21 protein-coding genes are annotated in these 21,877 nt (G+C 71.8%); 15 read left to right on the forward strand and 6 right to left on the reverse strand.

Annotation, left to right across the window (positions count from 1 at the left end; all coding sequences use genetic code 11):
- Positions 1-263: 263 nt before the first annotated feature.
- Positions 264-2,075 (reverse strand): phosphatidylglycerol lysyltransferase domain-containing protein, encoded by a 1,812-nt coding sequence (locus OG496_RS32110; RefSeq protein ID WP_405973410.1) that lies wholly within the window; start codon positions 2,073-2,075, stop codon positions 264-266.
- 224 nt (positions 2,076-2,299) lie between these two features.
- Between OG496_RS32110 and OG496_RS32115 the strand changes: the two genes are divergently transcribed.
- Both OG496_RS32115 and OG496_RS32120 read left to right on the forward strand, forming a co-directional pair.
- Positions 2,300-3,436, forward strand: a complete 1,137-nt coding sequence (locus OG496_RS32115; protein ID WP_366497592.1) for an alpha/beta hydrolase-fold protein — start codon at positions 2,300-2,302, stop codon at positions 3,434-3,436.
- Between the two features lie 88 nt (positions 3,437-3,524).
- A complete protein-coding gene (locus OG496_RS32120; RefSeq protein WP_405973411.1) occupies positions 3,525-4,886 on the forward strand; it encodes a hypothetical protein in 1,362 nt (453 codons plus the stop codon).
- Positions 4,887-4,893: 7 nt separating this feature from the next.
- On the opposite strand, the gene OG496_RS32125 is transcribed toward OG496_RS32120, so the two are convergent.
- A complete protein-coding gene (locus tag OG496_RS32125) occupies positions 4,894-6,249 on the reverse strand; it encodes a PH domain-containing protein (RefSeq protein ID WP_405973412.1) in 1,356 nt (451 codons plus the stop codon).
- Positions 6,246-6,746: a PH domain-containing protein gene (locus OG496_RS32130; protein ID WP_405973413.1), complete on the reverse strand. Its 501-nt coding sequence runs from the start codon at positions 6,744-6,746 to the stop codon at positions 6,246-6,248. Before OG496_RS32130 ends, OG496_RS32125 begins: the two co-directional genes overlap by 4 nt.
- 31 nt (positions 6,747-6,777) lie before the next feature.
- Here OG496_RS32130 and OG496_RS32135 point away from each other — a divergent pair, with 31 nt between their 5' ends.
- A complete protein-coding gene (locus tag OG496_RS32135) occupies positions 6,778-7,929 on the forward strand; it encodes an NADH-quinone oxidoreductase subunit D (RefSeq protein WP_366497597.1) in 1,152 nt (383 codons plus the stop codon).
- Positions 7,930-7,955: 26 nt separating this feature from the next.
- On the opposite strand, the gene OG496_RS32140 is transcribed toward OG496_RS32135, so the two are convergent.
- A complete protein-coding gene (locus tag OG496_RS32140) occupies positions 7,956-8,987 on the reverse strand; it encodes an SAM-dependent methyltransferase (RefSeq protein ID WP_405973414.1) in 1,032 nt (343 codons plus the stop codon).
- Positions 8,988-9,105: 118 nt separating this feature from the next.
- Between OG496_RS32140 and OG496_RS32145 the strand changes: the two genes are divergently transcribed.
- Both OG496_RS32145 and OG496_RS32150 read left to right on the forward strand, forming a co-directional pair.
- Positions 9,106-10,311 carry a sensor histidine kinase gene (locus tag OG496_RS32145; RefSeq protein ID WP_019064263.1) on the forward strand — a complete coding sequence of 402 codons (1,206 nt, stop codon included), beginning with the start codon at positions 9,106-9,108 and terminating at the stop codon, positions 10,309-10,311.
- A 98-nt stretch (positions 10,312-10,409) separates the two neighbouring features.
- Positions 10,410-11,081 (forward strand): response regulator transcription factor, encoded by a 672-nt coding sequence (locus OG496_RS32150; RefSeq protein WP_327402229.1) that lies wholly within the window; start codon positions 10,410-10,412, stop codon positions 11,079-11,081.
- Positions 11,082-11,162: 81 nt separating this feature from the next.
- Here the strand turns inward: OG496_RS32150 and OG496_RS32155 are convergent, their stop codons facing one another.
- On the reverse strand, positions 11,163-12,275 hold the full coding sequence (locus tag OG496_RS32155; RefSeq protein ID WP_405973415.1) for a DUF5937 family protein: 1,113 nt from the start codon (positions 12,273-12,275) through the stop codon (positions 11,163-11,165).
- Between the two features lie 99 nt (positions 12,276-12,374).
- Between OG496_RS32155 and OG496_RS32160 the strand changes: the two genes are divergently transcribed.
- Positions 12,375-12,590, forward strand: coding sequence for a hypothetical protein (locus OG496_RS32160; RefSeq protein ID WP_366497600.1), 216 nt, complete (start codon positions 12,375-12,377; stop codon positions 12,588-12,590).
- Between the two features lie 56 nt (positions 12,591-12,646).
- Here OG496_RS32160 and OG496_RS32165 read toward each other — a convergent pair whose 3' ends face one another.
- Positions 12,647-13,867, reverse strand: coding sequence for a threonine aldolase family protein (locus OG496_RS32165; protein ID WP_405973416.1), 1,221 nt, complete (start codon positions 13,865-13,867; stop codon positions 12,647-12,649).
- Between the two features lie 185 nt (positions 13,868-14,052).
- Between OG496_RS32165 and OG496_RS32170 the strand changes: the two genes are divergently transcribed.
- The 9 genes from OG496_RS32170 to OG496_RS32210 all read left to right on the forward strand — a co-directional run bounded on the left by OG496_RS32170 (position 14,053) and on the right by OG496_RS32210 (position 21,738).
- Positions 14,053-14,973 carry a Rossmann-like and DUF2520 domain-containing protein gene (locus OG496_RS32170; RefSeq protein WP_405973417.1) on the forward strand — a complete coding sequence of 307 codons (921 nt, stop codon included), beginning with the start codon at positions 14,053-14,055 and terminating at the stop codon, positions 14,971-14,973.
- Positions 14,970-15,977 carry a pantoate--beta-alanine ligase gene (panC, locus tag OG496_RS32175; RefSeq protein ID WP_405973418.1) on the forward strand — a complete coding sequence of 336 codons (1,008 nt, stop codon included), beginning with the start codon at positions 14,970-14,972 and terminating at the stop codon, positions 15,975-15,977. Before OG496_RS32170 ends, panC begins: the two co-directional genes overlap by 4 nt.
- Complete coding sequence (locus OG496_RS32180) at positions 15,974-17,692, forward strand: L-aspartate oxidase (protein ID WP_405973419.1); 1,719 nt, start codon at positions 15,974-15,976, stop codon at positions 17,690-17,692. The genes panC and OG496_RS32180 overlap by 4 nt, the downstream gene beginning before the upstream one ends.
- A gap of 5 nt (positions 17,693-17,697) precedes the next feature.
- Positions 17,698-18,675 carry a carboxylating nicotinate-nucleotide diphosphorylase gene (nadC, locus tag OG496_RS32185; protein WP_405973420.1) on the forward strand — a complete coding sequence of 326 codons (978 nt, stop codon included), beginning with the start codon at positions 17,698-17,700 and terminating at the stop codon, positions 18,673-18,675.
- 2 nt (positions 18,676-18,677) lie between these two features.
- Entirely contained in the window at positions 18,678-19,475 is a 798-nt protein-coding gene (locus OG496_RS32190; RefSeq protein ID WP_366497606.1) for a type III pantothenate kinase, read from the forward strand.
- Positions 19,476-19,782: 307 nt separating this feature from the next.
- The gene (locus OG496_RS32195; protein WP_366497640.1) at positions 19,783-20,433 is read left to right on the forward strand and encodes a hypothetical protein; all 651 of its coding nucleotides are present in this window, start codon (positions 19,783-19,785) and stop codon (positions 20,431-20,433) included.
- Between the two features lie 47 nt (positions 20,434-20,480).
- The gene (locus OG496_RS32200) at positions 20,481-20,660 is read left to right on the forward strand and encodes a hypothetical protein (RefSeq protein WP_033286119.1); all 180 of its coding nucleotides are present in this window, start codon (positions 20,481-20,483) and stop codon (positions 20,658-20,660) included.
- Between the two features lie 145 nt (positions 20,661-20,805).
- The gene (locus tag OG496_RS32205; RefSeq protein WP_393751662.1) at positions 20,806-21,195 is read left to right on the forward strand and encodes a BlaI/MecI/CopY family transcriptional regulator; all 390 of its coding nucleotides are present in this window, start codon (positions 20,806-20,808) and stop codon (positions 21,193-21,195) included.
- 9 nt (positions 21,196-21,204) lie between these two features.
- Entirely contained in the window at positions 21,205-21,738 is a 534-nt protein-coding gene (locus OG496_RS32210; RefSeq protein WP_019064250.1) for an amino-acid N-acetyltransferase, read from the forward strand.
- Positions 21,739-21,877: the final 139 nt, after the last annotated feature.

A 21,877-nucleotide genomic window follows, 5' to 3' on the forward strand; every position in this document is an offset into this window, starting at 1 on the left:
CCGGTGAGCAGGGGGCTCGGCCGTGGATCGTCCGGTGGCGGCCCGTCTTGGCGGTACTGGCCTGCAGTCTTGGAGTGTCTGGCGGTGGCCGTCGGCCCTTGCCGTCGTCGCCCGCGGCCCTCGGCGGACCGGAGCGTGGCCGTCGCCGTACGGCCCTGGGGTCCGTGAGGAGGGCTCCGGGGCGGTCGGGCGGAAACCTCCGGCGCGGCCCGAGCGGTGCCCCCAGCCGGAGCTGAGGGGCCCGCTCGGGCCGCGCCTGTCGGTCAGGCTGCCCGGACATCCCGTTCCGCCAGGCCGTGGGTGCAGGCCGGGGCCGCGGTCGTGCGGCGGCGGAGGAAGCGCGGGAGGGGGAGGGCCAGGTTGACGAAGCCTTCCGCCTGCATCGCGGCGAAGCCGATGCGGGGGAGGTCGCCGGAGGCGCGGTAGACCACGAAGCGGGGTTCCCAGCGGGGCTGGAACTTCGCGTTGAACTTGTACAGGGACTCGATCTGGAACCAGCGGGACAGGAAGACGAGCAGTCCGCGCCAGGCGCGCAGCACCGGGCCCGCGCCGATCTTCTCGCCCCGCGCGAGTGCCGCGCGGAACATCGCGAAGTTGAGCGACACGCGCGTGATGCCGAGCTTCGGTGCCGCCTGGAGGGAGGCCACGATCAGCAGCTCGTTCATCCCCGGGTCCGCCGCGCGGTCACGGCGCATCAGGTCCAGCGACATGCCGTCGGTGCCCCAGGGCACGAAGTGCAGGATCGCCTTCAAGTCGCCGTATTCGCCCGGCTGTTCGTCAGCCTTGTGGGCGGTCGCGATGAAGCAGTCACCGTCCTCCGGGTCGCCGATGCGGCCGAGCGCCATCGAGAAGCCGCGCTCGGTGTCGGTGCCCCGCCAGGCCTCCGCGGCGAGCCGGATCCGCTCCAACTCGCCCTCGCCGAGGTCACGTACACGCCGTACCCGGGTTTCGTAGCCGGCCCGCTCGATGCGCTTCACCATTTGGCGTACGTTGCGCATCGCGCGCCCGGCGAGCGAGAAATCCGCCACGTCGACCACCGCCTCGTCGCCCAGTTCGAGGGCGTCGAGACCGGTCTCACGGGTCCACACCTCGCCGCCCGTCTCCGAGCAGCCCATGACGGCGGGCGTCCAGGAGTGGGCCTTCGCCTCGTCCATGAACCGCTCGATGGCGCCCGGCCAGGCCTCCACGTCGCCGATGGGGTCACCACTGGCGAGCATCACTCCGGAGACGACGCGGTACGTCACCGCCGCCTTGCCGCTGGGCGAGAAGACGACGGCCTTGTCGCGGCGGAGCGCGAAGTGACCGAGCGAGTCGCGCCGGCCGTGCTTCTCCAGGAGGGCGCGCAGATGCGTCTCGTCCTCCGGGGTGAGCTGCGCGGCCGGGTGCTCGGGGCGGAACGCGAGGTAGATCGTGGTGACCGCGGTGAGCAGCCCCAGGGCGCCCAGTGAGAAGGCGACCGTCCAGGAGGTGCTGCCCTCGTAGTCGACCGGGCCCTCGAAGCCGAACAGGCCGTACAGGACGTGCGTAATCCGATCGGCCAGGCTCGGGTCGCCGACCATGCGCTTGGAGTGGACGCTGACGATGACCAGTCCGAGGACGAGGGAACCGGCGCCCATGAGCACGAAGTTGGCGAGCGCGCGCCACCTGCTGCGCGGGTCGGGCAGCGCCCGGAACTCGTCCCGGTGCAGCAACAGCGGCGCGAGCAGCGCCGCCGAGATGACGACTCCTATGAGGGAGTGCCGGTACGCGAACTGCGCCACCGCGCCCGCCGGAAGCAGCGCGACGGCGGCCCGCCACGCCCGGCGCTTGCGCCGCCTGAGCCCGTGCGCGAGGAGCAGCAACAGCACACCGGCGCTCAGCGAGAGCGCCGCGGCGAAGGGGCCGAGCGCACCCGGCAGCACCTCGGCCATCGTGTGCATACGGCTGTGCCGGAAGCGCGGGAACACCCCCGCGGCGATGTCCAGCAGGCCGACGAGGGCGCAGGCCCTGGCGACGAGCGTGGGAACGACCTCGGGGCGCGGACCTCGGACTATGCGCCGGACCCGACCTGTTCGGCTCGGAACCCCACCCGACATTTCCCCATCTATCCTGACAGACATCGCATCCCGTAGTTCTGCGAGAGACCTTGGATCCGGGCCCGATTCGGGCATCCGGCGACATTGCGCCCTCTAGGACGGTGTCTAGGGGGAGGAGGTTCCTTCCTCACCGGAAAGCCGGTTCAAAGGCAGAGGAAAGCCCGGGGCAAACGCTCGCGAAACTTGCGTGCGCCGAGGGCGGAAAGCGCAGGCGGGGACAGCTCATGGGACTCACGAGCAGGAAAGTGCTGGTACTGGCGGTCGTCTGCGCCGTACTGCTGTTCATCGGCACAGTATGGCTGTGGCCCCGCCTGGCCAGACACAACTGGCGGGCCGTCAGCGGGCGCGTGGGCCTGTTGCTGGCAACGCAGTTGGTGCTCTTCGCCTCGGTCGGCCTCGGCGCCAACCAGGCCTTCGGGTTCTACGCCAGCTGGGCCGACCTGTTCGGCAAGGAGACCGACCAGGGAGTGGTCGTCGACAACTCGGCGCTCCAGGGCACGGGCGGACCGCTCCAAGTGGTCGAGACCCGGCGGGTGGACGCACCGGGCGGCTCCTCGCGGCCGCAGAGCGTCGGCCAGGTGCAGCGGGTCGACATAGTCGGCCGTACGACCCACATCGCCACCCCTGCGTACGTGTACCTGCCGCCGGAGTACTTCCAGCCGCGCAACCGCACGCGCTCGTTCCCGGCGACGGTCGTCCTCACGGGGTACCCGGGCACCGCCCAGGCACTCGTCGACAAGCTGAACTACCCGCGCACGGCACTGGAGTTGGCCAGGGCCGGTCGGATGCAGCCGATGATCCTGGTGATGATGCGGCCCACGGTGGCGCCGCCGCGCGACACGGAGTGCGTGGACGTCCCGGGCGGGCCGCAGACCGAGTCGTTCTTCGCCAAGGACCTCCCCGACGCCGTACTGGCCCACTACAGGGTGAGCAAGAAGCCCGGGAGCTGGGGCATCATCGGCGATTCCACGGGCGGTTACTGCGCCCTGAAACTCGCCATGCACCACCCCGGGGTGTACGCCGCGGCGGCGGGCCTGTCGCCGTACTACAAGGCGCCGAGCGACGCCACCACGGGAAACCTCTTCCAGGGCGACGAGACGCTGCGGAACGAGGCCGACCTGTCGTGGTACATCAAGCACCGGCCCGCGCCCGACACCTCACTGCTCGTCACCAGCAGCAGGATCGGGGAGCACAACTACAACGACACCCTGAAATTCATCGCCCAGGTGAAGGCCAGGAACTCCACCCGTATCTCGTCGATCATCCTGGACAGCGGCGGCCACAACTTCAACACCTGGCGACGGGAGATCCCGCCGGCCCTCCAGTGGATCAGCGGGCGGCTCACCGACTGGTGGAAGTGACCACCGAACCCGTGTGAGGGAAGAGGGGTAGCTGTGTTTTTACCGCGCGGGGCACCATCATTCGCCTACGCGCGGTAAGTTTCTGGCCATGCCACGTGGACGTCACCGCCATTCCCCGCCGTTGCACCGGCTGTTGCCCCCCTCGGCGATCGCAGGCGTGTCGCTCGTCTGCGCCTTCGGGCCCTGGGTCTTCTCGCAACCGGCGGCGCTCCGCATAGTCGCGGCGATCGCCGCCGCGACCGCGCTCGTCGGCGCGGCGTTCATGCGCCGCTGGGACACACAGGCGGGCAAACAGGTGGCCGACCTGATACGCGCGCGTACGAGCGACGAGTGGCGCTACGAGGAGCGGCTCGCCGAACTTGAGTCCGACCTCGACGAGTCGCGCGAACTCCGCGTCAAGCTGGAGCACAAGCTGCGCGCCAAGCGCACGGAGCTGGCGGGCCTGCGCAACGAGCACGCGGCCCTGCTGCGCCGGTACGCCACGGCCGAGACCGAGCGCGCGAGCGCCCTGGAGGGCCGCCGCCTGCTGGAGATAGAGGCCGCGGAACCCGCGCGCGCGTTGCCACCGGTTCCGGCGGACGACGACGAGGCCTCGGCGGACGTGGAGTTGGAGCTCCAGGACGACGTTCCCGAGACGGACGACACCGAGGCTGTGGCTGCTTCGGTCGACTCCGCGGACGAGACGGACGCCGAGGGCGAGACCGACACCGACGCCGACGCCGAGGGTGACACCGAGGACGAGGAGTCGGAGGCGGCCGAGGTCGCAGCGGCCGTCGCGGAGAAGCCCGCGGAGTCCACGGTGTTCTCCCCGGAGGGATCCAAGCTGTTCCTGCGCGCCAAGGCGGCGCTGGTCAAGCTCGACGACGACAGCGAGACGCCGGCGCCCGCGCCGAAGGACTCCGCGCCGAGCGACCCCGCGCCGAAGGACCTCGCACCGAAGGACGACGACTCCGCGCGGGCCGAGCCCGCCCCGGTGCCGGCCGACAGCGGCGGTACCGAGTCGGAGGCCGCGCAGGAGGACGAGGCGGAGGGGAAGCCCGAGGCGGTCGACGGGCATGAGCACGCGGCCGCCGTTCCCCCGGCCGCGACGTCCGCACAGCCCGCCCAGCTCGCCCCGTCCGCGCAGCCGTCCGGCCACTTCACCGTGCCGACCGCGGTGGCGGTCGTACCGGCGTCCCCCGTGCGGCGCCCGATGGTCGAGGGGGGCTTCGACTTCTTCGGTATGCAGAAGGGTGCGACGTCCGCCGCGATGGACGCCGTGCAGAACGAGGACCTCGCCGACGTCGTGGGCGAGGAGGCCATCGCCGTGCACAAGGCGGAGTCGGAGGCGCAGTTCAAGCCGGCCGACGAGCGGTCGCGCGATGTCGGTGTCAGCCAGGTCATCGACCTGACGGCCCACGATGAGACCGAGCAGATCAACCTCCACGGGCTGCGCAGCGCCGCCTCCTGACCGGCTGTCAGGCCATCCAGCGGTCCGGGCGCGCGTCCCTGCGGCCCGTCCGTGACCGCTCGGCCTGCCCGCGCAGCAGCTCCGCGGCCTCCTCAGCGTCCCGCAGACGCGCTGTGACGGTCTTGTTGGCCCCGGTGTCCACGTGCACCTCAGCAAGCCGCCAGAGGCGCTCCCAGGGCCCCTGACTCAGCCGTACGCTCTGCACCTTCGCGTGCGGCACCAGCGCCAGGCTCCGGCGGAGCAGGCCGTGCCGGGCCGCGAACACCGTGTCGGTGACCGCGAGGCCGTAGCCGCGCCACCACAGCGGCACGCACCGGCCAGCTCGCCGCGGTGGGCGGGACAGCGCCTCGCGTGGCGGGACCGTCACGCCGGGCAGCACGCGCGCGACGACCGCCTCGGCGATCTCGCGCGGGGCGACCGGCACCAGCACGGAGTTGGACGAACCGGCCACGTCCAGCTCGACCCGCACCCAGCCACGCCGCCGCCACAGCAGCGGTTCCACGATCCGCACGGTCTGCACCCGCCCCGGCGGCACCGTCTCGTGCGTCCGGTCCAGCAGCCCGTGGTCGATGCGCAGCCCGTCCGGGGACTCGCCGACCGTCCAGTCGTACTCGCCGACGAACCGCCCCACACTGCTCGCGCCCGCCGCGCCCAGCAGCGGCAGCGCGGTCGCGAGGACCGTCCACACGCTGTGCGTGGCGAACCACAGCAGCGGCGGTACGACGAGTGCGGCGGCCAGCGACCCCCAGGTGGCGCCGGTCAGCACCAGGGACACCGCGAGGACCCCGGCCGGCACGTGCAGCAGCTGGCGCGCCGGTGCCTCGCCGACCTCGTGCGCGGTCTCGGGCGCGAACCCGGCCGCCCGCGCGAGGAGTTCGGCCCGCAGCGCCCGCGCCTCGCCCTCGCCCAGGAAGGCGAGTTCGTCCTTCTTGTCGGTCCCTACGACGTCCAGCTTCAGCTTGGCGACGCCCGCCACGCGCGCGAGGAGGGGCTGCGTCACATCGATCGCCTGGATGCGTTCCAGCCGGATGTGCGCGGTGCGCCGGAACAACAGGCCGGTGCGGATGCGCAGTTCGGTGTCCGTGACTGCGAAATGCGTGAACCACCAGGTCAGAAAGCCGTACAGGGCGGCGGCCGGGACGAACACGGCGAGCCCGATGAGCAGCGTGACCGTGGTCAGCCGGGTCAGCTGCTCCTGCGCCTGGTTGGGGTCGTGCACCGCCCACCCGATGATGACGGCGACCGGCGCCCACGCCCGGCGCAACGGCGTCACCGGATGCAACCGCCGCTCCACGACCGGCACTTGCTCCCGTACGACCTCGGTGGCCTCGGGTACGTCCTTGTCGGCGCCCGGCGTCGTCACAGCCCCGCCGATCGGGCCTCGCCCAGCTCGGTGAGCCGGTCGCGCAGCCGCTCGGCCTCGGCCGGGACGAGCCCCGGGATGGTCGCGTCGGTCGCGGCGGCAGCCGTGTGCAACTGCACGCTGGCCAGCCCGAAGTGCCGCTCCACGGGCCCCGAGGTCACCTCCACGAGCTGCATCCGCCCGTAGGGCACGATCGTCTCGTGGTGCCACAGCACCCCCCTGGTGATCAGCAGGTCGTCGGCGCGCTCGGCGTACCTCCAGGAGCGCCAGTTGCGGCCCAGCAGCACCCAGCCCCACGCCATCAGGGCGAGCGGCAGCAGCGCGAACGCAGCCCACCCAGGGCCGGCGAACAGCCCCAGCGGCACACCCAGCGCCACGGCCAGCAGCCCCAACCACACCACCAGCAACAGGCGTCGCATCTTCAGCAGCCCCGGCGGCAGCCCGGTCCACACCGGCTCGCGCGCCGCGCCGTCCTGGGCGGCAGTCCCCGTTTCCATGCCGCAAGCGTACGTACGAGAGACTGTGCCCATGACTCCCACGACGGAGACCATGGTCGGGATCGGCGGCGCCGCGGAGAGCACCGACATGGTGCTCAACATCGGCCCCCAGCACCCCTCCACGCACGGTGTGCTGCGCCTGCGGCTCGTCCTGGACGGCGAGCGCATCCAGCACGCGGAGCCGGTGATCGGCTATATGCACCGCGGCGCCGAGAAGCTCTTCGAAGCGCGCGACTACCGCCAGATCATCATGCTCGCCAACCGCCACGACTGGCTGTCGGCCTTCTCGAACGAGCTCGGCGTGGTCCTCGCCGTGGAGCGCATGCTCGGCATGGAGGTCCCCCAGCGCGCGGTGTGGACGCGCACCCTCCTCGCCGAGCTGAACCGGGTGCTCAACCACCTGATGTTCCTGGGGTCGTACCCCCTCGAACTCGGCGGTATCACCCCGGTGTTCTACGCGTTCCGGGAGCGCGAGGTGCTCCAGAACGTCATGGAGGAGGTCTCCGGCGGGCGCATGCACTACATGTTCAACCGCGTCGGCGGCCTCAAGGAGGACGTCCCTGCGGGCTGGACGGCACGCGCGCGTGAAGCCGTCTCCGCGGTGCGCTCCCGGATGGACCGCTTCGACGACCTGGTGCTCGGCAACGAGATCTTCCGGGGCCGCACGCGCGGAGTAGGCGAGCTGTCGCCGGAGGCCGTGCACGCGTACGGCGTGAGCGGGCCCATCGCGCGCGCCTCGGGCGTCGACTTCGACCTGCGGCGCGACGAGCCGTACCTCGCGTACGGCGAACTCCAGGACACCCTGAAGGTCGTCACCCGCCAGGAGGGCGACTGCCTCGCCCGCTTCGAGGTGCTCCTGGAGCAGACCCACAACGCGCTCGACCTCGCGGACGCCTGCCTCGACCGGCTCGCCGAGCTGGAGCCCGGCCCGATCAACCAGCGGCTCCCGAAGGTCCTGAAGGCGCCCGAGGGGCACACGTACGCGTGGACCGAGAACCCGCTCGGCATCAACGGCTACTACCTCGTCAGCAAGGGCGAGAAGACCCCGTACCGGCTGAAGCTGCGCTCGGCGTCCTACAACAACATCCAGGCGCTCGCCGTGCTGCTGCCGGGGACGCTGGTGGCGGACATGGTGGCGATCCTGGGGTCGTTGTTCTTCGTGGTCGGGGACATCGACAAGTAGGCGAAATCGGCGGCCAGTAGGGCGCGTTACGGCTCCTGCAGCGGGTCCGGAATTCCAACCGACTGCACGAGCCAGCCGAAGTCGCCGAGGCCGCCGGTCGCGGTGAGCTCGGCCGCCTCGCCGGCGCCGGCGAGGGCGCGGACGTAGGCCGCGGGGTCGGTGGAGGCCAGCGTGAGCGGGGGGCGCACGCCTGTGACGCCGAGGGCGCGCAAGGCGGCGCGTTGGGTGAGCAGGCGTGCGCTGGGGAGCGTGCCCGCCGCATTGGCCGCCGTCGCGCCCGCTTCCGCACAGGCGTCCAGGGCGACGTGCGCCGTGATGTCGCACGAGCCGTCCGGTACAGGTGCCGTCTCGCGGCCCTCGCGGAAGCCGGTGAGGGTGCCGAACGGGGGGCGGGTGTCCCGGGTGTGCGCGTAGTCGACGGCGATCGCGAGCCCCCGCTCGACGCCGGTGACGGCGGATGCCCAGGCCGTGTCCCTCGGGAGGCCGATCTCGGCGCGCAGCCCCTCCTCGGGCGCCTGCGGCCACCACCGGGCGAGCCACTCGGCCTCCGCGCCGGACAGGGGCTCTCCGAGCCGCTCGGTCCCGTCCTGCCGTACGAGGACGAGACGCGGTACGCCGGCGGGGTCCACCTCGGCCACCTCCACGGGCACGTTGTCCAGCCACTCGTTGGCGAACAGCAGTCCGGTGATCCCTTTCGGGGGCTCGGTCAGCCACTCGACGCGGTGATCGAGCTCTACGGGGCGGTCGGCGATCTCGACGGCGTACGCACGCACGCGTGCGGTCACTTCGGCGGGCAGCGCGGCGAGCACGCCGGTCACCAGTTCACCGCGGCCGGCGGCGAGGTCCACGAAGTCGAGTCCGGCCGGTCGCCCCAGCGCCTCGTCCACCCGGCACAGCAGCCGTGCCACGGCGCCCGCGAAGAGCGCCGACGCGTGCACGGACGTACGGAAGTGTCCGGCGGGTCCCTCGGGCCCGCGGTAGAAGCCCTCGGGCCCGTACAGGGCGTCCTCGGCCGCTGCCAGCCAGCCGCGCCACCGGCCCGTGGTGTCTTCCGTCACGTGGTCAGACTAAGTGCACAGGACAACGGGGCCTCCACCTTGGGGAGTACGCGGGACGTATACGGATCGGTCCTCCGGTTGACCCCCGCACACATCACGCGTCCCTACGCTGGGTTACGTGCAGCGCCTCTATGACTTCCTCCGCAGACACCCGACATGGGTCGACACCTTCTGGGCTGTCTTCCTGCTGGGGCTGAGCGGCGTGAGCATCGCGAGTACCAGCTACGCGTCGGGCCGGCACGGGACGGCGGCCGGGGCGATCGCGGCGTCCGCCGTCATGTGTGTGGCGATCGCGCTGCGCCGCCGCTGGCCGGAGAAGATGCTCGTCCTGGCCGGGGCGACGGGCCTTGCGCAACTGGTCCTCGACATCGAGCCCGTGGTGGCCGACTTCGCCATGCTGGTGATCGTCTACACGGTCGCCGCGGTCGGTGCCCGCTGGGCCTCCCGCTTCGCCCTGGCCTCCGGTCTGTCCGCGGCGACCCTGGCGCAGATCCGCTGGCCCCAGGAGCACACCAGTTCCGCCGGACTCGTCGCGCTGGCGATCTTCCAGACGGTGCCGTTCGCGCTGGCCTGGGTGCTCGGCGACTCGATGCGCACCCGGCGCGCGTACTTCGCGCAGCTGGAGGAGCGCGCCGCCCGGCTGGAGAAGGAGCGCGAGGCGCAGGCGAAGGTCGCCGTCGCCGCCGAGCGCGCCCGGATCGCACGCGAGCTGCACGACGTGGTCGCGCACAACGTGTCGGTGATGGTGGTCCAGGCCGACGGCGCCGCCTATGTCCTCGACTCCGCGCCGGACCAGGCGAAGAAGGCCCTGGAGACGATCTCCTCCACCGGCCGCCAGGCCCTCGCCGAGATGCGCCGCCTGCTGGGCGTGCTGCGCACCGGCGAGCACAAGGAGGCCGGCGAGTACGTGCCGCAGCCGGACGTCGAGCAGATCGACGACCTGGTCGAGCAGTGCCGTACGTCCGGACTGCCCGTCGACTTCAAGGTCGAGGGCACCCCGCGCCCGCTGCCGAGCGGCGTCGAGCTGACGGCGTACCGGATCGTCCAGGAGGCGCTCACCAACACCCGCAAGCACGGCGGCCCGAACACGGGGGCCAGTGTGCGGCTGGTCTACTTCGACGACGGACTCGGGCTGCTCGTCGAGGACGACGGTAAGGGCGCCCCGCACGAGCTGTACGAGGAGGGCGGCGCCGACGGTCAGGGGCATGGTCTGATCGGTATGCGTGAGCGGGTGGGCATGGTCGGGGGCACGCTCGACGCGGGACCGCGGCCCGGCGGCGGCTTCCGTATCAGCGCGCTGCTGCCGCTGAAGCCCGCGCACTGACGTGCCGTACGCCGAGCAGTGACACCTGTAACGAATTGTTGAACGACCTGTTGAACCAATTGTTGAACGATCCTGTTGACGGAACGGAAGAGGACCCGATGGCGATCCGCGTGATGCTCGTCGACGACCAGGTGCTGCTGCGCACCGGGTTCCGGATGGTGCTCGCCGCCCAGCCGGACATGGAGGTCGTCGCCGAGGCGGGCGACGGCGTCGAGGCCCTTCAGGTGCTGGCCGCGACCGCGGTCGACGTGGTCCTGATGGACGTCCGTATGCCGAAGCTGGACGGGGTGGAGACCACCCGCCGCATCTGCCAGGGCGAGAACCCGCCGAAGGTGCTGATCCTGACCACCTTCGACCTCGACGAGTACGCCTTCTCCGGGCTGAAGGCCGGTGCCTCCGGCTTCATGCTCAAGGACGTGCCGCCCGGCGAACTCCTCACCGCGATCCGCTCCGTGCACAGCGGGGACGCCGTGGTGGCGCCCTCGACGACCCGGCGCCTCCTGGACCGCTTCGCCCCGATGCTGCCCGCCACCGGCAAGGAGCCCCGGCACAAGGAGCTGGAGCGGCTCACCGAGCGCGAGCGCGAGGTCATGATCCTCGTCGCCCAGGGCCTGTCCAACGGCGAGATCGCGGCCCGCCTGGTGCTGTCCGAGGCGACCGTGAAGACCCACGTCGGCCGCATCCTGACCAAGCTCGGCCTGCGGGACCGGGTGCAGGTCGTCGTCCTGGCGTACGAGACGGGGCTGGTGCGGGCCGGCGGCCACGGCTGAGGAGACCGCCGACGATCTACGGCAATGGCGGCGGATCCACGGCGATACGGCATTACGGGACCGCTGCCCGGCCCGGGCCGGCTACCTGAGGATGCCCTCCAGGAAGTCGCTGCCCAGGCGGGCCACCATCGTGACGTCCAGCTGGTGCAGGACGTAGCGGCCGCGGCGGCGGGTGGTGATCAGGCCGGCCTTCTTCAGGATGCCGAGGTGGCGGGATATCTCGGGGGCGGTCATGCCGTGCACCTGGGTCAGCTCGCCGGTGGTGAACGCGCTGCGGGCCAGGCTGCGGCACAGGCGCATGCGGACCGGGTGGGACAGGGCGGTCATCCGCAGGGTCAGCTGCTCCAGGGAGGTCGGCGTGGCGATCTTCGGGGTGTTGTGCACGGGGTAGTGCACGACGGGCTGCCAGCCGTACCGGTACAGGACCGTCAGGTGCGGCCAGCCCAGGGCCGTGGGCACCAGGAGGAGGCCGCCGTCCTGGGTCGCCGTACTGCCGGTACCGAGCTTGTCGACCGTGATGCGCGTGGCGTCCTCGTCGAGGGTCACCGCGGTGGACATCGACGTCAGTGCCTCGGCGAGGCCCTTGTGGCGCAGGAGGTCCGTCTTGTGGCGGGCGTCGGCCACGAGTTGGTGGTGCGTCCGGGACCAGGTCTCCGCGAAGAACGCCTCGTCGCAGTCCTCCAGGAACTGCCGCAGCCAGGCCCTGGTCCGCGGCGGGTCGGCCAACAGCCTCTCGGTGAACGCCAGTTGATGCGGTCCGCGCGCGGCCGCCTGCTCCAGGGCGCGCCGCCGGATCCCGGCGTCGGTGAGCGGGCCGGGCCCGCCCGTGCTGTAGGAGATCGCGCAGGTGGTGAACTCCATGGCCGCGTCCACGAACTGCTCGTCCGTCAGCTTGTCCAGCAGGTCCAGCTCCTCGGCGAGCGTGGCCCCGGGGAGCGTGCTGCGGCCCGGGATGCCCGCGTACGGCAGGAACAGGTCGGAGAACGTCGACCGCCACAGGAAGTCCGCCTCGCACATCCGGTCGGCCAGATGCGGATCGAGCCGCGCGGTGACACCGGTGACCCAGCCCTGGAGACCGGGGTGGTGCCCCGGCTCGGACATCGCGTGCAGCGCCATGCACAGCTCGCCCAGGGGTGAGGGCGCGAAGGTGATCCGCTCCTGCCGCAGCCCGGTGATGTCGATGTGCACGCTCATGTCCTCAATCGTGCACCCCGCCACTGACAACGCCACCCTCGTTTGACGGCGCCCGTCAATCGACGCGACAGCCACCGGGCGGCGGCGCAGCCTGGAGACATGAGCATCACCCAGCAGTACCTCCTCGACACCTACCGCGCCCAGCGGCTCGGCGAGACCCCGCCGCCCCCTCCCGGCACCCACGACTGGCGGACCGCCCGCGAACTGCGCGGCTACCGGCAGTTCCGCGCGGTCGTCGCGGAACGCCCGGCGCACGGCCGGCTACGGCGGGCTCTGGGCCGGCTGGTGCACCCGCAGACGCGTTCAGCCTGCTGACACACCAGGGGCCGTGTTCTGCCGCTGACGTCTCCGGGTGCTGTGGCCGCCGCCTCCTAGCGGGCGGCCGTCTCCTCCTTCAGCCGGATCACGAAGTCCGCGACCGCCGCCTTCACGTCCTCGGCCGTCCACTCCAGGGCGGCGGCGCGCACGTAGACCTCGGTGACCGCCAGGCCCGGGCCCTTCGCGTCCCAGGGATTGGAGAAGAGGGCGGTCTTCGTCTCCTCGGCCTGCCGGATCGAGGCCTCCGTGACGGTGTCGAGGTCGTACGGCAGCCAGACCTGGAACTCGTTCGTGTGCGGCTGCTCGGGGTGGACGCGTATCCAGGGCACCCCGGCCGCCGCGAAGCCCTCGCGCAGTGCCTCGGCGACCACGCGCGCGTGGGCCACGTACGCGGGGAGCCGGGGGAGTTCCCGGTCCAGGCCCGCGAGGGCCGTCAGCGCGGTGGGGAACTGCTGGAAGACCGTGCCGCCGTAGCGGTGCCGCCAGGTCTTCGCCTCGTCGATGAGGGTCTTCGGGCCGGCGAGCGCGGCGCCGCCGAGGCCTTCGAGGGACTTGTAGAACGACACGTAGACGCTGTCGGCGAGGCCGGCGATCTCGTCGAGCGGGCGGCCGAAGTGCGGGGTGGACTCCCACAGGCGGGCGCCGTCGAAGTGGACCACCGCGTCGCGTTCGTGGGCGGCCTCGACGACGGCGGAGAGTTCCTCCCAGGAGGGCAGGACGAAACCGGCGTCCCGGAGGGGCAGTTCGAGCATCAGCGTTCCGAAGGGCTCAGGGAAGTCGCGGACCTCGTCGGCGGTCGGCTGTCGGGGCTCGCTCGTCACATGGACCGGGCGGAGCCCGCTGACCTGGCTGAACGCGTCCCGTTCGTGCACTTCGGGGTGGGCGAGCGGGTGCAGGGCGACGGTCGGGTTGCCGGTGCGGCCGGCCCAGCAGCGCACGGCGACCTGCTGCGCCATCGTGCCGGTGGGGAAGAAGGCGGCGGCCTCCTTGCCGAGCAGTTCGGCGACCCGCTTCTCCAGGGTCTCGACCACGCCGCCGCCGTACATGTCCGAGTTCTCGTCGAGGTCGTGCAGCTCGGCCGCCTCCTGCACGAAGGCGAGCCGTTCCCGGAGCGTGCCCAGGAAGCCGAGGCGTGCGAGGGCGCGCTCCGCGTTCCGGTTCGCGCTGACGCGCCGTTTGCGGCGCGCCAGGTCGCGTTCCTCGTCGGTTGTCGGCTCCGTGCCCTGCTCGCCCTGCTCCGCCTGATCCACGCGCTGTTCCGCCGTATCGCTCATGCTCCGGATGATGCCTGGCGCGGGTCCGCGGAAGCACCCGGATTTCCACGGGCTTTCCCGTACGGCACGGCTGTGCGACAACCCACAGCCTGTGGACAACCGGACGCCCTTCGAACCGATCGCGTTAACATGACGAGAAATCGTCCGGTACCCGGAGCGGACTGGAACGGGAAGGCCGCCGTCGCGTGAGTACATTCCAACAGCCAGAGCCCAAGGACCGCCCCGCGCGGCTCGCCGTCGGTGTCGTCGGCGCCGGCCGGGTGGGACCCGCGCTGGCCGCCTCGCTCCACCTGGCCGGGCACCGCCCGGTGGCCGTCTCCGGGGTGTCCGACGCGTCCAGGCGACGGGCCGCGCTGATGCTCCCGGACGTGCCGGTCGTCACGCCCGCGCAGGTCCTGGAGCGCTCCGACCTGGTGCTGCTGACCGTCCCGGACGACGCCCTGCCCGGGCTCGTGGAGGGCCTCGCCGACACCGGGGCCGTACGCCCCGGGCAGCTGCTCGTGCACACCTCCGGGCGGTACGGCGCGCGGGTCCTGGACCCCGCTCTGCGGGTGGGCGCGCTGCCGCTGGCCTTGCACCCAGCGATGACCTTCACGGGCACTCCGGTGGACGTCCAGCGGCTCGCCGGGTGCTCCTTCGGGGTCACCGCGCCCGAGGAGCTGCGGCTGGCCGCCGAGGCCCTGGTGATCGAGATGGGCGGCGAGCCCGAGTGGATCGCCGAGGAGAGCCGCCCGCTCTACCACGCGGCCCTCGCACTGGGCGCCAACCACCTGGTGACCCTGGTCGCCGAGTCCATGGAACTGCTGCGCACGGCCGGCGTCGAGGCCCCCGACCGGATGCTCGGCCCGCTTCTCGGCGCCGCCCTGGACAACGCCCTGCGCTCCGGCGACGCGGCGCTCACCGGCCCCGTCGCGCGCGGGGACGCGGGCACCGTCGCCGCGCACGTCACCGAGTTGCGCAAGCACGCCCCGCAGACCGTCGCCGGCTATCTGGCGATGGCCCGCGCGACCGCCGACCGGGCCCTGGCCCACGGGCTGCTCAAGCCGGAGCTCGCCGAGGACCTCCTCGGGGTGCTCGCCAACGGCACCGAGGGAGATGCCGGATGACCGCCACCCTGCTGCGGACCGCCGAGGAACTGCACGCACGCACGCGTGCGGGCCGTCGCGCCGTCGTGATGACGATGGGCGCCCTGCACGAGGGCCACGCCACCCTGGTCCGCACCGCGCGCGAGACCGCCGGACCGGACGGCGAGGTCGTGGTCACCGTCTTCGTGAATCCGCTCCAGTTCGGCAAGGGCGAGGACCTCGACCGCTATCCGCGCACCCTGGACGCCGACCTCAAGATCGCCGAACTGGCGGGCGCCGACGTCGTGTTCGCGCCCTCCGTGGACGAGGTCTACCCCGGCGGCGAACCCCAGGTCCGCATCTCGGCGGGCCCCATGGGCGAACGCCTGGAGGGCGCGGTCCGCCCCGGTCACTTCGACGGCATGCTCACCGTCGTCGCCAAGCTGCTGCACCTCACCCGCCCCGACGCCGCCCTGTTCGGCCAGAAGGACGCCCAGCAGCTCGCCCTGATCCGCCGCATGGTGCGCGACCTGAACTTCGGCACGGACATCATCGGCGTGCCGACCGTGCGCGAGGCCGACGGCCTGGCCCTGTCCAGCCGCAACCGCTATCTGTCCCCCCGGGAGCGGCGTACCGCGCTCGCCCTCTCCCAGGCCCTGTTCGCGGGCCGTGACCGGCACGCCGCCCAGGAGGCGCTCCGCGCGCGGGCGCGTGAGGTGCCCGCCACGCACGCGCGTGCCGAGGCGCTCAGCGCCATAGGGGAGTCCCGCGCGGCGGCCGACGCGCACGCCGTAGCCAAGGCGGCCCCCGGCCCCGGCAACCCGGCCTCCGTCCGCGCGGCCGCCCGCCTGGTCCTCGACGCCGCCGCCCGCCTGGACCCGCCGCTCGCCCTGGACTACCTCGCCCTGGTCGACCACTCCGACTTCACGGACGTGGACGAGGACTTCACCGGGGAGGCCGTCCTCGCCGTCGCCGCCCGGGTCGGGACGACCCGGCTGATCGACAACATCCCACTCGCTTTCGGAACCCTCGGAGCCGCCTCGTGACCAGCACAGGCATACGACTGCACGCGCCCGCCCCCGGGTGGTCCATCGACGCGGACGTCGTGGTCGTCGGCTCCGGAGTCGCCGGCCTGACCGCTGCCCTGCGCTGCGAGGCGGCCGGGCTGCGGACGGTCGTGGTCACCAAGGCCCGCCTCGACGACGGTTCCACCCGCTGGGCCCAGGGCGGTATCGCCGCGGCCCTCGGGGAGGGCGACACCCCCGAACAGCACCTGGACGACACCCTGGTGGCCGGCGCGGGCCTGTGCGACGAGGAGGCCGTACGCATCCTCGTCACTGAGGGCCCCGACGCCGTACGGCGGCTCATCGAGACCGGTGCCCACTTCGACGAGTCCTCCGAAGGAGGACTGGAGCTGGCCCGCGAGGGCGGTCACCACCGGCGCCGTATCGCGCACGCCGGCGGCGACGCGACCGGCGCGGAGGTCTCCCGAGCGCTCGTCGAGGCCGTACACGCGCGTGGCCTGCGCACGATCGAGAACGCGCTCGTGCTGGACCTCCTGACGGACGCGGAGGGCCGTACGGCGGGTGTGAGCCTGCACGTCATGGGCGAGGGCCAGCACGACGGTGTGGGCGCCGTGCACGCGCCCGCCGTGGTCCTCGCGACCGGCGGCATGGGCCAGGTCTTCTCGGCGACCACCAACCCGTCCGTGTCGACCGGCGACGGGGTCGCACTCGCCCTCCGCGCGGGTGCCGAGGTCTCCGACCTGGAGTTCGTGCAGTTCCACCCCACCGTGCTGTTCCTCGGCGCGGACGCGGAGGGCCAGCAGCCCCTCGTCTCCGAGGCGGTGCGCGGCGAGGGCGCCCACCTGGTCGACGCCGACGGCGTGCGCTTCATGGTGGGCCAGCACGAACTCGCCGAGCTCGCGCCCCGGGACATCGTCGCCAAGGGCATCACGCGGCGCATGCTGGAGCAGGACGCCGAGCACATGTTCCTGGACGCCCGGCACTTCGGCGCCGACATGTGGGAGCACCGCTTCCCGACGATCCTCGCCGCCTGCCGCAGCCACGGCATCGACCCGGTCACCGAGCCCGTCCCGGTCGCCCCGGCCGCCCACTACGCCTCCGGCGGCGTCCGCACCGACTCCCGGGGCCGTACGACCGTCCCCGGGCTGTACGCGTGCGGCGAGGTCGCCTGCACAGGCGTGCACGGCGCGAACCGGCTCGCCTCCAACTCCCTCCTCGAAGGCCTCGTCTACGCCGAGCGGATCGTCGCGGACATCACCGGGAACCAGGCCGAGAGCGCCCTCCACGCGCGTGTGCCCGAGCCGGTACCGCACCCCCAGAAGCCCGCGCACCCGCTGCTCGCCCCGGAGGCCCGGTTCGCGATCCAGCGGATCATGACCGAGGGCGCGGGCGTCCTGCGCTCCGCCGACTCCCTCGCCAAGGCCGCCGGACAGCTCCAGCGACTGCACAGCGACGCCCGTGACGCCCTCGACGAGAACGGCAAGACCGCCGAGCCCGGCGTCGACACCTGGGAGGCCACCAACCTCCTGTGCGTCGCCCGCGTCCTGGTCACCGCCGCCGCCCGGCGCGAGGAGACCAGGGGCTGCCACTGGCGCGAGGACCACGCCGACCGCGACGACACCGCATGGCGCCGCCACATCGTCGTACGGCTGAATCCGGACCGCACGCTGGCCGTACACACCACGGACACCGCAGACTTCCCCCCGACCCGGCAGCACCGTCCCCAGGAGCAGTGACAGAAGTGAGCACCCACGACCTTCCCCTCGCCGACAGCGGCGGCTGCGGCGACGGCTGTGCCTGCGGCGCGGGCGAAGATGCCGAGTACATGGAGTGCGGCCTTGATCCCGCGCTCGCCGAACTCCTGGCCGACGCCGGACTCGACCCCCTGGAGGTCGAGGACATCGCCAACGTCGCCATCCAGGAGGACCTGGCCGGCGGCGTCGACGTGACGACCGTCGCGACGATCCCCGAAGAGGCCGTCGCCACCGCCGACTTCACCGCGCGCGAGGCCGGTGTCGTGGCGGGCCTGCGGGTCGCCGAAGCGGTGGTCTCCGTGGTCTGCACCGACGAGTTCGAGGTCGAGCGGCACGTCGAGGACGGCGACCACGTGGAGGCCGGACAGAAGCTCCTGTCGGTCACCACGCGCACGCGTGACCTGCTGACCGCCGAGCGCAGCGCGCTCAACCTCCTGTGCCGCCTCTCCGGCATCGCGACCGCCACGCGCGCGTGGGCCGACGTCCTGGAGGGCACGAGGACGAAGGTCCGCGACACCCGCAAGACGACGCCGGGACTGCGTTCCCTGGAGAAGTACGCGGTCCGCTGCGGCGGTGGCGTCAACCACCGCATGTCCCTCTCTGACGCGGCCCTCGTCAAGGACAACCACGTGGTCGCCGCGGGCGGCGTCGCCCAGGCCTTCAAGGCCGTACGGGAGGCCTTCCCGGACGTGGCGATCGAGGTCGAGGTCGACACCCTGCACCAGCTCCGCGACGTCCTGGACGCGGGCGCCGACCTGATCCTGCTGGACAACTTCACGCCCGAGGAGTGCGCGGAGGCCGTCGGTATCGTCGCGGGCCGCGCCGCCCTGGAGGCTTCGGGACGGCTCATCCTGGACAACGCCAAGGAGTACGCCGACACCGGGGTGGACTACCTCGCCGTAGGCGCCCTGACCCACTCCGCGCCGATCCTGGACATCGGCCTCGACCTCCGTGAGGCGCAGTAGTCATGCTCCTCACGATCGACGTGGGCAACACGCACACCGTCCTCGGTCTGTTCGACGGCGAGGAGATCATCGAGCACTGGCGCATCTCCACGGACGCGCGCCGCACCGCCGACGAACTCGCCGTCCTCCTCCAGGGACTTATGGGCATGCACCCGCTCCTCGGAGAGGAGCTGGGCGACGGCATCGACGGCATCGCGATCTGCGCCACCGTCCCGTCCGTCCTGCACGAACTGCGCGAGGTCACCCGCCGCTACTACGGCGACGTGCCCGCCGTCCTCGTCGAACCGGGCGTCAAGACCGGCGTCCCGATCCTCACCGACAACCCCAAGGAGGTCGGCGCGGACCGCATCATCAACGCGGTCGCCGCGGTCGAGCTTTACGGCGGTCCGGCGATCGTCGTCGACTTCGGTACGGCGACCACGTTCGACGCGGTCTCCGCGCGCGGGGAGTACATCGGCGGTGTCATCGCCCCCGGGATCGAGATCTCGGTCGAGGCCCTCGGTGTGAAGGGCGCCCAGCTACGCAAGATCGAGGTGGCCAGGCCGCGGAGCGTGATCGGCAAGAACACCGTCGAGGCGATGCAGTCGGGCATCGTCTACGGCTTCGCCGGCCAGGTCGACGGCGTCGTCACCCGCATGGCCAAGGAACTGGCCGACGACCCGGACGACGTCACCGTCATCGCGACCGGCGGCCTCGCCCCGATGGTCCTGGGCGAGGCCTCGGTCATCGACGAGCACGAGCCCTGGCTGACCCTGATCGGCCTGCGGCTGGTCTACGAGCGGAACGTGTCCCGGATGTGACCCGGCGCCGGGGTGCGGGCGGTACCCCGCCCCCGCCGGTGTCGCTCAGGCGCGTGCCTACGAGGCGCAGGTGCTGCTTGCGTCCCGGGGCTTCCGGCGTGCTGACGGCGGCTGCTGTGCGCGGGACGGAGCCGTCGCACGGGGCGGCCGACGCTCCGCTTTCCTTCGCTCACGCGGGCCCGCGTGCAGTGCCACCGTCACCCGCCCCCGGGCGAAATACCCACGCCACACCCGCCCCCTATGTCGAATTTGTCTGATTAGCGCGTATCGTCGCCGCATGCCCACGCCATACGGATCCCGCGGCGGCATGGCGTTCGGTGCGGAGGAGCTGCGTGTGCTCCGTCGCGCTCTCGCCCTCGCCCTTCAGCCCAAAGCCGCCTCGGCCGAGGACGTCCAGGACTGTCTCCGGCTCGCCGAATCGCTCGACGAGGCGGTACGCGAGGGAGTCCGACTGCGCGCCTTCCTGGTCGCCGACCTCGCCCGGTACCGCGCCGCCCTGCCCGGCACCACCGCCGGCTACCTCACCCTCCTGGAGGAGGCGCTCGGCGCCGGGTACCGCCCGGACGTCGACGACCTCTCCGCGCTGAGAGCGCTGCGCGGGAACCCCTCCGCAGCCGCCCTCCTGGACCGCTGCCTCACCCTCGCCGAACAGGACGTACGCGCGCGCCTGGCCCGTCGTACGACCGCCAGGACCGCCGCCCCGACCGTCCCCGCCTCGCGCACCCGCCTCCTGGCGCTCCCTGGAGGCCTCTCCGGCGGCTTTCGCGCAGCCGGCGGCGAACCGGCCGGGGAGGACGCCAAGGAGCCCGTACGCAAGCCCGTGGAGCGGCCCGCGCCGACGCCCGCGCCCGCGGCGCCGAAGCCGTCCCGGCCCATCCCCACCCCCGGTGAGGTCTTCCCCCGGCGCAAACCGGCACCACCTCCCGCGAACCCGTCGCAGCAACTCGCCGCCGGCTGAACCGACCCCGCCCCGTCCTCCTTGGGGCACGTGGCTACTCTGGGGGCATGGACTATGTCTCCGCGCTCGTGCCCCCGGTCGTCATGGCCGTGTTCTTCATCGGACTGATCCGGGTCATCGTGAAGACCCAGGGCGGGGCCATGAAGGCCAAGGAGGACGCGGCCGTCGACGCCGCCATCGCGCGCGCGGAGAGCGCCCGCCAGGCCTCTTCGGCCGCCGACGCCTGAACCCTCCGTTTTCCGCGGCGCCTTCAAGGGCGTACGACTCCTGCCACGCGCACGCGTGCTTTCCGAGTCGTACGCCCTTTTTGTTCCTTTTCCACTATGGTTCTGAGCTGTGCCTCGCCCATTGGGAGAACTCGAAGACTCGGTCATGACGCGGGTGTGGAAGTGGAACCGCCCGGTGACCGTTCGAGAAGTCCTGGAAGACCTTCAGCGGGAACGGTCCATCGCGTACACCACGGTGATGACCGTTTTGGACAATCTCCATCAGAAGGGCTGGGTGCGTCGTGAGGCGGAAGGCCGGGCCTATCGATATGAGGCGGTCTCCACACGAGCCGCCTACTCCGCCGCCCTGATGAACGACGCCTGGTCCCAGAGCGACAACCCTGCGGCTGCTCTCGTCGCCTTCTTCGGGATGATGAGCGACGAACAGCGTGAGGCCCTCCGCAGCGCCGTACGCATCGTCCAGGGACCGGAAACACCCGAACCCGCGGATGGCGTCCAGAACCCCGGCTCCGCGCCCTCGGGCGGCGGGCGATAGCGTCCGCTCATGTCAGCAGAGCACCCCGAAGTCACCGCGAAAGCCATCACCGTCCGGCGGGCCCGGACCGGCGATGTCGAGGCGGTGCGCCGACTCCTTGACGCCTACGTCCGCGGTCGCATCCTGCTCGACAAAGCGACGGTGACTCTTTACGAGGACATCCAGGAGTTCTGGGTCGCCGAACGGGACGACAACGCCGAGGTCGTCGGCTGCGGGGCACTGCATGTCATGTGGGAAGACCTCGCGGAAGTCCGCACTCTCGCGGTGAAGCCCGGCTTGAAGGGCGCCGGTGTGGGCCATCAGTTGCTGGAGAAGTTGCTGCACACGGCTCGCTGGCTAGGCGTTCGTCGCGTTTTCTGTCTCACCTTCGAAGTGGACTTCTTCTCGAAGCACGGCTTCGTGGAGATCGGTGAGACACCTGTTGACACCGATGTCTACGCGGAGCTGTTGCGTTCCTATGACGAGGGCGTGGCGGAGTTCCTCGGTCTCGAACGAGTGAAACCGAACACCTTGGGCAACAGTCGGATGCTTCTGCATCTGTGATCGCGGCCCCCAATTCGGCCGGGTCGCCCTGCCCAGGTTCCCTATGTCCGAAACGCGCATCTTTCTGGGCGAGGGAGGTCACTCGGTCTCTCCCAGGGGTTTGTGTTTTTCCAGCAAAAGCGGTTTGCTTTCCGACGTA

It is taken from the genome of Streptomyces sp. NBC_00988 (genome assembly GCF_045162645.1).
Classification (GTDB): domain Bacteria; phylum Actinomycetota; class Actinomycetes; order Streptomycetales; family Streptomycetaceae; genus Streptomyces.